7 protein-coding genes are annotated in these 9,016 nt (G+C 71.0%); 1 reads left to right on the forward strand and 6 read right to left on the reverse strand.

Annotated features, from left to right (window positions below):
• Positions 1 to 1,876, forward strand: a 1,876-nt coding sequence (dxs, locus tag ACTS11_RS05240) for a 1-deoxy-D-xylulose-5-phosphate synthase (RefSeq protein ID WP_442639287.1), incomplete at its 5' end; no start/stop codon positions are given.
• 119 nt (positions 1,877 to 1,995) lie between these two features.
• Here dxs and ACTS11_RS05245 read toward each other — a convergent pair.
• The 6 genes from ACTS11_RS05245 to ACTS11_RS05270 are packed head-to-tail and all read right to left on the reverse strand — an operon-like array spanning position 1,996 to position 8,840.
• The gene (locus tag ACTS11_RS05245) at positions 1,996 to 2,790 is read right to left on the reverse strand and encodes an ion transporter (protein ID WP_442639288.1); all 795 of its coding nucleotides are present in this window, start codon (positions 2,788 to 2,790) and stop codon (positions 1,996 to 1,998) included.
• A 14-nt stretch (positions 2,791 to 2,804) separates the two neighbouring features.
• Complete coding sequence (locus tag ACTS11_RS05250; RefSeq protein WP_442639289.1) at positions 2,805 to 4,028, reverse strand: class I SAM-dependent RNA methyltransferase; 1,224 nt, start codon at positions 4,026 to 4,028, stop codon at positions 2,805 to 2,807.
• A gap of 3 nt (positions 4,029 to 4,031) precedes the next feature.
• Entirely contained in the window at positions 4,032 to 4,454 is a 423-nt protein-coding gene (locus ACTS11_RS05255) for a VOC family protein (RefSeq protein WP_442639290.1), read from the reverse strand.
• 56 nt (positions 4,455 to 4,510) lie between these two features.
• On the reverse strand, positions 4,511 to 6,364 hold the full coding sequence (locus tag ACTS11_RS05260; protein ID WP_442639291.1) for an ABC transporter ATP-binding protein: 1,854 nt from the start codon (positions 6,362 to 6,364) through the stop codon (positions 4,511 to 4,513).
• Complete coding sequence (locus ACTS11_RS05265) at positions 6,361 to 8,211, reverse strand: ABC transporter ATP-binding protein (protein WP_442639293.1); 1,851 nt, start codon at positions 8,209 to 8,211, stop codon at positions 6,361 to 6,363. Before ACTS11_RS05265 ends, ACTS11_RS05260 begins: the two co-directional genes overlap by 4 nt.
• Positions 8,212 to 8,258: 47 nt before the next feature.
• A complete protein-coding gene (locus ACTS11_RS05270) occupies positions 8,259 to 8,840 on the reverse strand; it encodes a LysE family translocator (RefSeq protein ID WP_442639292.1) in 582 nt (193 codons plus the stop codon).
• Positions 8,841 to 9,016 lie beyond the last annotated feature (176 nt).

Here is a 9,016-nt window from a genome sequence, read left to right on the forward strand (position 1 = left end):
CCCGGCGGACCTCAAGCGCCTGGGCGACGGCGATCTGCGCCGCCTCGCCGACGAGCTTCGGGCCGAGACGATCTGGTCCGTCAGCCAGACCGGCGGGCATTTCGGCGCGGGCCTCGGGGTCGTGGAGATCACGGTCGCGATCCACGCCGTCTTCGACACGCCGCGCGACAAGCTGATCTGGGACGTCTCGCACCAGTGCTATCCGCACAAGATCCTGACCGGCCGCCGCGAGCGGATGCTGACGATCCGCCAGAAGGACGGCCTCTCGGGCTTCACCAAGCGGTCCGAAAGCCCCTATGACCCGTTCGGTGCGGCGCATTCTTCTACAAGTATCTCGGCGGCCCTCGGCTTTGCCGTGGCGCGCGATCTCGGCGGCGACAGCCCCACCGGGCACGGCGACGCCATCGCGGTCATCGGCGACGGCGCGCTCTCGGGCGGAATGGCCTACGAGGCGATGAACAATGCGGGCCACATGGGCCGACGGCTGATCGTGATCCTGAACGACAACGAGATGTCGATCGCGCCGCCCACGGGGGCGATGTCGAACTACCTCTCGCGCCTCTATGCCGGCGCCCCCTTCCAGGAGCTGAAGGCGGCCGCCAAGGGTGCCGTCTCGCTCCTGCCCGAACCTTTCCAGGAAGGCGCGCGGCGGGCCAAGGAGCTGCTCAAGGCCGCGACGGTCGGCGGCACGCTCTTCGAGGAGCTGGGCTTCTCCTACATCGGGCCCATCGACGGGCACGACATGGAGCAGCTTCTGGCGATCCTGCGCACCGTGAAGGCGCGCGCGGACGGGCCGGTCCTGATCCACGCGATCACCAAGAAGGGCAAGGGCTATGCCGAGCATCGCCCCGACCGGGGCCACGCCACGGGCAAGTTCGACCTCCGCACCGGCGAGCAGAAGAAGGCCCCTTCGAACGCGCCCTCCTACACCAAGGTCTTCGCCCAGTCCCTGATCCGCGAGGCCGAGGAGGATGCCCGGATCGTCGCCGTCACCGCCGCCATGCCGGACGGCACCGGCCTCGACCTCTTCGGCGCGCGGTTTCCGGGGCGGACCTTCGACGTGGGCATCGCCGAGCAGCACGCCGTGACCTTCTGCGCCGGAATGGCGGCGGGCGGGCTCAAGCCCTTCGCGGCGATCTACTCGACCTTCCTTCAGCGCGGCTACGATCAGGTCGTCCATGACGTCGCGATCCAGCGCCTGCCCGTCCGCTTCGCCATCGACCGCGCGGGCCTGGTGGGTGCGGACGGCGCGACGCACGCGGGCAGCTACGACGTCGCCTTCCTCGCGAACCTGCCGGGCTTCGTCGTCATGGCCGCTGCCGACGAGGCGGAGCTCGTCCACATGGTGCGCACCGCCGTCGAGATCGACGACCGCCCCTCCGCCTTCCGCTATCCCCGCGGCGAGGGCGTCGGCGTCGAGATGCCGGAGCGGGGCGTGGCCCTCGAGATCGGGCGCGGCCGCATCGTAGAGGAGGGCAATCGCGTCGCGCTTCTCAGCTTCGGCGCGCGGCTGAAGGAAGTGCGCGAGGCGGCCGAGGTGCTGGCAGCGCGCGGCCTGAAGCCCACCCTCGCCGATGCCCGCTTCGCCAAGCCGCTGGACGAGGAGATGATCCTGCAACTCGCCCGCCACCACGAGGCGCTCATCACCATCGAGGAGGGCGCCGTGGGCGGCTTCGGCTCGCACGTGGCCCAGCTCCTCGCCGAGCGCGGGGTGTTCGACACGGGTCTCCGCTACCGCTCGATGGTGCTGCCGGACATCTTCATCGACCAGGCCAGCCCCGAGGACATGTACGCGGTCGCCAGGATGAACGCGGGCGACATCGTGGAGAAGGTGCTGACGACCCTGGGCGTTGCGACGCTGGAGAAGCGGGCGTGACCCCACGGGCGTAGGGCGGGACTTGTCCCGCCACCCCGGCAACGGCGGGACTTGTCCCGCCACCCCGGCAGCGGCGGGACTTGTCCCGCCACCCCGGCAGCGGCGGGACTTGTCCCGCCCTACCGCTCCAGCTTCTCCTCGATCTTCCTCAGCCGCTCCAGCACCTCGTCGCGGTAGGCGTCGGTGGCGGCGTTGCTCTCTTCGGAATGGGCGTCCTGCATCGAGTTCACCACGAGGCCGACGATCAGGTTCACCACCGCGAAGGTCGTGACCATGATGAAGGGCACGAAGAAGGCCCAGGCGTAGGGATAGACCTCGAGCACCGGGCGGACGATGCCCATGGACCAGCTTTCCAGCGTCATGACCTGGAAGAGCGTGTAGAGCGAGGCGCCGAGCGTGCCGAACCACTCGGGGAAGCTGCCGCCGAAGAGCTTCGTCGCCATCACCGCGCCGATGTAGAAGATGATCGACATGAGGAGGAAGACCGAGCCCATGCCGGGCAGCGCGGTCAACAGCCCCTCGACCACCCGGCGGAGCGAGGGGACGACCGAGACGATGCGGAGCACCCGCAGGATGCGGAGCGCGCGGAGCACCGACAGCCCCTGCGCGGCGGGCACCAGCGCGATGCCGACGATCACGAAGTCGAAGAGGTTCCAGCCGGACCGGAAGAACCGCGGCCCGAGCGCGATCAGCTTCAGCACGATCTCGATGACGAAGATCGACAGGCAGGCCCGGTCGAGCGCCAGGATCAGCGGCCCCCAGTTCGCCATCAGCGTGTCCGAGGTTTCCATCCCCAGGATCACCGCGTTGAACACGATCACCCCGATGATCGTGTTGCGGACCTGCGGACGCTCCAGCCAGTCGGCCAGACGGGCGCGGAAACCGGCGGATGCGGCTGAGGTGTCGGTCATCATGTCCCTCGACGTTGTCAGCCGTCGATATGGGGGAGGCTCAGCGACGCGGCAAGCTCCACGTGCGGGGACCAGCGGAACTGGTCCACCGGCTGCACCCAATCGAGGCGCCAGCCCGCCGCGACGAGCATCGCGGCATCGCGCGCGAAGGTGACGGGGTTGCAGGAGACGGCGGCGATCCGGGTCACCCGCGCCTCGGCCAGCGCGCGGGTCTGCGCCTCGGCGCCGGCGCGCGGCGGGTCGATCACGACGGCGTCGAAGCGCGACAGCTCGTCGGGGGACAGCGGACGGCGGAAGAGGTCGCGCGCCTCGGTCGTGACCGGTTTGAGGCCGGGCGCATGGCGCGCGCCTGCGTCGAGCGCGGCGAGAAGGGCGGCGTCGCCCTCGACGGCATGGACATGCGCGGCGGCGGCGAGCGCCAGGGCGAAGGTTCCGCAGCCCGCGAAGAGGTCGGCGATGCGCGCCGCGCCCGCCGTCGCCTCGGAGACCGCGGCGAGGAGCGCGCCCTCCCCCTCGGCCGTCGCCTGGAGGAAGGCGCCCGGCGGCGGCACGACGCGCGCGGGCCCGAAGGACTGGACGGGGGCCGCGTCGGCGAAGACCGGCTCGTCCTCCCAGGTCAGGCGCACGAAGCTCGCGGCGAAGCGGGGCAGCGCGGCGCGGAGGTCGGTGTCGAGCGGCTTGCCCCCGGTCACACGCAGGTCCACGCCCGCGTCCGAGAGCGTTATGGCGAAGCCGAGGACACCGCTGCGCGAGCCGCCGAGGCGGGTGATCTCCTCGAGAGCGGGCAGCGTCGCGAGGAGCGGCGGCGCGAGGACGTGGCACGCGGCGATGGGCACGATGGTGTCCGACCGCCGCGCGTGGAACCCCACCAGCGCGCCCTTCTTCGTGCGCCGCCCCGCCAGCGTCGCGCGCCTGCGGGAGCGGGGGGGCGACACGGCGATCCGGCGCATCGGGACGGAGAGGCCATGCGCGGCGAGCGCGGTCTCGATCACCTGCGTCTTCCAGCCCGCCACGAAGGCTTCCGAGGCGTGCATCAGCGAACAGCCCCCGCAGCTCCGGTAATGCGGGCAGGGCGCGGCGACCCTTTCGGGCGCGGGCGCGAGGATGCGCGGCGCGGCGATTCGGTCGCCCTCGACCTCGCCCTCCACAACCTCGCCCGGCAGCGTCAGCGGCACGTAGAGCGGCCCGGGTGCGATGCCGTCGCCGTGGTGGCCGAGCCGCTCGATCGTGACCGCGACCATGGCTCAGGCCTTGGGGATGGCGGGGCTGAAGGCGTAGCCCTCGGGGCTGAGAATCGTGCCTTCGCGCAGCCCATGGGGCTTGTCCGCGACGGGCTCGAGCACGAGGAAGCCGCCCGCCTCGGCGCGGGCGGCGGCGGCGTCGGGGTCGATGCCGAAGAGGTAGAACTGCGCCCCCGGACCCCGTGGCGGCGTCTCGGGCACGAGCCCGAGGAGCGGGTGGCGCCCGTAGGCGCCATCCCCGTGGAGCTGGAAGACCGATGGCCCGTGGATCACGATGGCGAAGTCGCGGCTGACGCGGTGGACGGAGAGGCCGAAGACATCGCCTAGAAAGGCGCACAGCGCCTCCACGTCCGGGCTGAGGAGGTTGACGCCAAGCCCCGTCAGGCTGCGCCCGAAGACCTCGGCGGGAACGGTCTCGTAATCCATGTCTTCCTCCCCGATTACGTCAGGGATGCTGACATGAAACCAGACGCCCGGCCACCCTATTCCGCGGCCTCCGCGTGGATGAACCCGCCCGACTGCCGGTTCCAGTAGCGCGCATAGAGACCGCCCTGCTCGAGCAGTGCATCGTGCGTCCCGTCCTCGACGATCCGGCCCGCGTCGAGCACCACGATCCGGTCCATCGCCGCCAGCGTCGACAGGCGGTGGGCGATGGCGATCACCGTCTTGCCCTCCATCACGTCGGACAGGGTCGACTGGATGGCGGCCTCCACCTCGCTGTCGAGCGCGCTCGTGGCCTCGTCCAGCACCAGCACCGGCGCGTCCTTGAGGAAGGCGCGGGCGAGCGCGATCCTCTGCCGCTGCCCGCCCGACAGCTTCACGCCCCGCTCGCCGAGGAAGGCGCCGTAGCCCTCCCGCCCCCGGTGGTCCCTGAGCCCCAGGATGAAGCCATGCGCCTCGGCCCGCTTCGCGGCGGCGAAGACCTCCTCGTCGGTCGCGTCGGGGCGCCCGTAGCGGATGTTCTCCATCGCGGAGCGGTTGAACATCGCCGTCTCCTGCGTGACCATCGCGACCTGGTGGCGGAGACTGTCCTGCGTCACCTGCCGGATATCCGTGCCGTCGAGCGTGATGCGCCCCTCCTCGGTGTCGTAGAGCCGCAGGAGCAGCGCCACGAGCGTCGACTTCCCCGCACCCGAGGCGCCGACGATCCCGAGCTTCTGCCCCGGCTCGATCACCAGGTCGATGTCCTCGACCCCGCCCACCTGCCGGCCATAGGCGAAGCTCACGTCCTCGAAGGCGATGCGCCCCGTCACGCGCGGCAGCGTCACCGCGCCCGGCGCATCGGTCAGCGTGTGAGGCGGCGTCAGCGTGCGCATCCCGTCCTCGACCTCGCCGACATTGGCGTAGACCGCCATCAGCGTGAAGCTGACCCAGCCGGTCATCTGGGCGATCCGCATGGCGACGGCGCCCGTGGCCGCGATCTCGCCCGGCGTCGCCTGCCCCGCCTGCCAGAGCACGATGGCCCCGAGCACGAGCACCACGGGCAGCACCCCCGCGGTCGCCATCAGCGCGAAGCGGAAGCCGGTGGAGAGATAGCCGAAGGCGAGCGCCGTCTGCCGGTAGCCCTGGAGCGCGTCGATCGCCGCCTCGTCCTCGTGGTCCGTGTGGCCGAAGAGCTTGACGGTCTTGATGTTGGTGATCGTGTCGACGATCTGCCCCGTCACGTTGGCCCGCGCCGCCGCCCGCGCCTTGGAGCGGGTGCGGATGCGCGGCAGGAACCAGCGGATCATGAAGCCGTAGCCGATCAGCCAGACCAGCAGCGCGAGGCCGATCCGCCAGTCGATCGCCGCCAGCATGGCCAGCGCGCCGATCAGCGTCGCGATGGCGAAGGCGCCCGCGTTGATGACCTCCGTCACGACGTTCACCAGCGCGGTCGCCGTCTGCATCTGCTTCTGCGCGATGCGTCCGGCGAAGTCGTTGTCGAAGAACGTCACCGCATGGCCGAGCGACCAGCGGTGCAGGCGGGTCTGGATCAGCGGCGAAAGGTTCGGGGGCAGCACGATGCCGTTGAACGCCGCCGAGGCCCCGAAGAACAGCGGCCGGAGCGCGAGGTAGAACAGGACGTAGACCGCGATGAGCAGCGCGTTCTCGCTGAAATAGCCCTCGGTGCCCGAAAGGGTCGAATCGACCAGCACGCCCAGCAGCCAGGCCGACACGACCTCGAGCGCGCCGGCGATGCCGTAGAGGACGGTCGCGAAGAGGATCACGCCCCAGGAGCCCGCGAGGCACCAGCGGATGAAGGGCCAGAGCGCCTGCGGCGGCGGCCCCTCCGCCGGCTGGAACCCGTCGATCAGCGTGCCGAGCCGGTCGAGGATCTGGCGGACCGCGCCGCTCATTCCGCCGCCTCCTCGGCCCCGGTCCCGATGAAGCCGCCCGACTGCCGCGCCCAGAACCCGGCGTAGAGCCCGCCCTGCGCCAGCAGATCGGCATGCGTCCCCTCCTCGGCGACGCGGCCGTCGTCGAGCACGATGATCCGGTCCATGTGCGCGATGGTGGAGAGGCGGTGCGCGATGGCGATCACCGTCTTGCCCTCCATCACGCCGTAGAGCGTCTCCTGGATCGCGGCCTCCACCTCGCTGTCGAGCGCGCTGGTGGCCTCGTCCAGCACGAGGATCGGCGCGTCCTTCAGGATCACGCGCGCCAGCGTCACGCGCTGCCGCTGCCCGCCCGAGAGCTTCACGCCCCGCTCGCCCACATGCGCGTCGTAGCCGGTCCGCCCCTGAGGGTCGGAAAGCTCGAGGATGAAGTCATGCGCCTCCGCCCGCTTCGCGGCGGCGATCATCTCGTCCTCCGAGGCGTCCGGGCGGCCATAGAGGATGTTGTCCCGGACCGAGCGGTGCAGGAGCGCGCTGTCCTGCTGCACCATGCCGATCCGGTGGCGCAGGCTGTCCTGCGTCACGCCCGCGATGTCCTGTCCGTCGATCAGGATGCGGCCGTCCTCGGCGTCGTAGAAGCGCAGGAGCAGCTTCACCAGCGTCGACTTGCCCGCGCCCGAGCGCCCGATGAGGCCCACCTTCTCGCCCGGCCGGATCGTCAGGCTCAGCCGGTCGATCCCGCCCGCCCCGCGCCCGTAATGATGCGACACGCCCTCGAAGACGATCTCGCCCTTGTCGAACGCGAGCGGCCGCGCGCCCTTCGCGTCGGTCAGCGTGATCGGGTCGGTGATCGTCTCCATCCCCTCGGCCACGACGCCGAGCGAGCGGAAGAAGCTCGACACCGCCCACATGATCCAGCCGGTCATGGCGTTGAGCCGCAGCGTCAGCGCGGTGGCCGCCGCCACCGTCCCCACGCTCGCCTGCCCGGCCGCCCAGAGCCAGACGGCCCAGCCGACCACGGCGACGATCAGCACCCCGTTCAGCAGCGTCAGCGTCACGTCCATGATCGAGAAAAGGCGCATCTCGCGCGCGAATGTGCGCCGCGTCTCCTCGATCGAGTCGCGGGCGTACTCGATCTCGCGGTCGTGGTGGGCGAAGAGCTTCACGGAATGGATGTTCGTGTAGCTGTCGACGACCCGCCCCGTCGTGGCCGAGCGCGCGTCCGCGCTCGCCTGCGAGGCGGGACCGATCCGCACGATGGTCCAGCGCAGGAGCGCGCCGTAGAGCGCGAACCACACCAGCAGCGGCAGGAGCAGGCGCGGGTCCGCCCCCATCAGCAGCACCGCCGCCCCGATCAGGTAGGCGAGCGCGAAGGTGATCGCGTCGAAGACCTGGAAGACCGCCTCGCCCCCGCTCGTCGGCGTCTGCATGATCCGGTTGGCGATCCGCCCCGCGAAGTCGTTCTCGAACCAGCCCACCGACTGCCGCAGCACCTGCCGGTGCGCGCGCCAGCGGATCAGCGTGCCGAAGTTCGGCAGGATCGCGTTGTTCAGCAGCATGACGTTCACGCCCTGCAGGACGGGACGCGCCAGCAGGATGAAGACGGCGGCGAGGATCAGCTCGGTCCCGTGCACGGCCAGAACGTCGGAAGCCGCGCCGCCCGACAGAAGGTCGACGATCCGGCCCATGTACCAGATCAGCCCCACCTCGACGGCGGCGACGATCACGGAGGTCACGGCGGTCAGCGCGTAGACCCGCTTGAAGGGCTGCGAATAGTCCCAGAGGAACGCGAAGAGGCGCCGGGGCGGGGCGTCCGTCTCGGGGTAGGCCGTGTAGGGGTCGACCAGTCTCTCGAAGAAGTGGAACAGTCTGGAAATCATTCGCGCCGTCCTGACCCGTCCATATAGGCGGGGGATCACAGAAAGACCATGACGGAGGAGGCCGCGAGCCCCGCCGCCATGATCCGCGCGAATATCCGCCATGCGCGCTCGTCCGTCAGGAGCAGCGCCAGCAGCGACCCCGCCCAGCTCCAGAACAGGCAGACGCCGAGGTTCAGCCCCGAGAAGGCCAGCGCCAGGCGCTGCGCTTCCTCCAGCGGCGGCAGCCCAGCCCCGTAGCCCGAGGCCGCCGCCATCGCGACCGCCCAGACCTTCGGGTTGACCCACTGGAACAGCGCGGCGCGCAGGACACCCCAGGGCCGGTCCGCCTCCGCGCCGCGCGTGGAGCCCGGCTGCGAGTGCCAGAGGCGCCAGGCCATCGTCGCGATCCAGAGCGCGGCCGCGACGCCGAGCGCCGCCTTCAGGGCCGGCTGCTGCGCGAGGAGCGCCGCGATCCCGAGGCCCGTCAGCCCCGCCGTGATGCCCACGCCGAGCACCACCCCCGCCACGTGCGGCAGCGTCGCGCGAAAGCCGAAGCGCGCCCCCGAGGCGGTCAGCAGGATCACGTTCGGCCCCGGCGAGAACAGGCCGAGGAAGACGAAGAGGTAGAGCGGGTCCATGATGCCTCGCGCGGGGTTGCGCACCGGAACCCCGCGCGCGCGCCGCTGTCAAGCGGCCCCGCCGCGCGCCCGATTGCTCGCACGCCGTCCGCCCCGCAGCACCCCGGTCGACGAAGACTCGCCCGGCCCCTCCTTCATCCTGGAAAGAAACTCCCGCCGGAGGCACCAGCGCCGTC

Source organism: Roseicyclus sp. (genome assembly GCF_052168335.1).
In the GTDB taxonomy this organism is placed as follows: Bacteria; Pseudomonadota; Alphaproteobacteria; order Rhodobacterales; family Rhodobacteraceae; genus Roseibacterium.

Excerpts from the sequence above, each read along its gene's own strand:
- ACTS11_RS05245 (WP_442639288.1), bottom strand. The coding sequence starts at position 2,790 with ATGATGACCGACACCTCAGCCGCATCCGCCGGTTTCCGCGCCCGTCTG.
- ACTS11_RS05250 (WP_442639289.1), bottom strand. The coding sequence starts at position 4,028 with ATGGTCGCGGTCACGATCGAGCGGCTCGGCCACCACGGCGACGGCATC.
- ACTS11_RS05255 (WP_442639290.1), bottom strand. The coding sequence starts at position 4,454 with ATGGATTACGAGACCGTTCCCGCCGAGGTCTTCGGGCGCAGCCTGACG.
- ACTS11_RS05260 (WP_442639291.1), bottom strand. The coding sequence starts at position 6,364 with ATGAGCGGCGCGGTCCGCCAGATCCTCGACCGGCTCGGCACGCTGATC.
- ACTS11_RS05270 (WP_442639292.1), bottom strand. The coding sequence starts at position 8,840 with ATGGACCCGCTCTACCTCTTCGTCTTCCTCGGCCTGTTCTCGCCGGGG.